Here is a 1,363-nt window from a genome sequence, read left to right as displayed (position 1 = left end):
TCACTCATCAGTTAGCTAAAATTGGCGGTAATCTTAATCAATTGGCCCATCATGCTAATCAAGGTGGTCAAATCGATCCCCAAGCATTAAAGGATTTACAAAACGAGGTGCAACGCGTATGGCAACAACTCACATAAAACGTTCCACCAGTGCATCTAGGTTAGTCAATTACGCTGAAAAACGAGCCATCAAAAAAGATGGCCTCAATTTAGATATTCAGTACGCTAAAAGCGAATTTAAACAAGTGCGGGCCGTCTATGGCAATCCTGGTAAAACCCAAGCGTATGCCAGCCGGATTGCCTTTAGCCCGTTGGAATTTAATCCGCAAGATCCTCATGATCAGACAACGGTTTTAGCCGTTGCCAAAGAAGTTTATGCCAAAGCCTATCCCAATCAACAGGTGGCCCTTTATGAACATGCCGATACCGATTCGTTACACGTCCATGCCGTCATTGGCGCGATTAACCTGGAAACCGGGCAAAAAATGCACGGTAATTGGCACCAATATCGCGATCACTTAGTCCACATCACGGATCAAGTGTGCCAGGAACATGGCTTAATGGTCACCCGGCCCGATCCTAACCGTCACGAGAAACGCTCAATGGCCGAAATTAAGCTCCGGGCTAAACAGCAGCCCACTTGGAAAGATCAAATCCGCCAAGCCGTCGATCACACCATGCAGAACCCCCTGATTCGCGATTTTCAGGCCTTTCAGGACGACTTGAAACAACAGGCAGTTAAAGTATGGGAACGGGGCAAAAATCTCACCTATCAGCTATTAGGGACCAATTACAAGTCTCGGGGAACCAAACTCGGGCTTGATTATGAAAAGGAGACGATTTTTAATGAGTTGGCAAGCCGACAAAACCAAACAAGAACCAACCAGCAACCAGAACGAACCGTTAACCCAACAATTGACCCAGCTCAATCAGACCATAGCCGAACTCCGGAATTACCAGGGCACTCAGATTCAACTGCAAGCCACAGCCAAAACGTCCCTCGATCAACAACTTCATCAGATCGAACAGACCGCCCAACAAGTCAACCAACAGTTTCAGACGACCTTAAACAACTTAGACAGCAGCAACGCCAGCTCGCAGGCCCAATTAAAACAGACCTTACAAAGCGCCTACGCAGCATTCCAAAAGCAGACCAACCTGATCAGTCAGGAAAATCTGACCGCGCTCAAACAAATTCAAACCGAACAAGCCAAAAACAACCAGCGCCTCAGCCAACTCAGCGACCAAGTGAACCAGACCATTCAAGAGACGATGGCCCAAGTCGCTGATCAAATGGATCAGCAGTTACAAACCACGAAAAAGCGGTTCTCGTGGTATGAAATTAAGAATTATCTGCTGGCTGT

2 protein-coding genes and 1 pseudogene are annotated in these 1,363 nt (G+C 47.1%); all 3 read left to right on the top strand.

The features are described 5' to 3' along the window. The first annotated feature begins 41 nt into the window (after positions 1-41). Entirely contained in the window at positions 42-137 is a 96-nt protein-coding gene (gene mobC / locus KGF65_RS16620; protein ID WP_250856694.1) for a plasmid mobilization relaxosome protein MobC, read from the top strand. Next, a pseudogene (locus KGF65_RS17215) lies at positions 119-796 on the top strand (relaxase/mobilization nuclease domain-containing protein); the annotation flags it as partial. The gene mobC and the pseudogene KGF65_RS17215, both read left to right, overlap by 19 nt. 49 nt (positions 797-845) lie before the next feature. Further along, positions 846-1,363 (top strand): Mobilization protein MobB (locus tag KGF65_RS17210; RefSeq protein WP_253955362.1); only part of this gene is annotated, 518 nt, incomplete at its 3' end.

Origin of the sequence: Lactiplantibacillus sp. 30.2.29 (genome assembly GCF_018991255.1) — a bacterium.
Taxonomy (GTDB): Bacteria; Bacillota; Bacilli; order Lactobacillales; family Lactobacillaceae; genus Lactiplantibacillus; species Lactiplantibacillus pentosus.
Note: the sequence above shows the minus strand (reverse complement) of the source record. Positions and strands in the feature narration are given on the sequence as shown.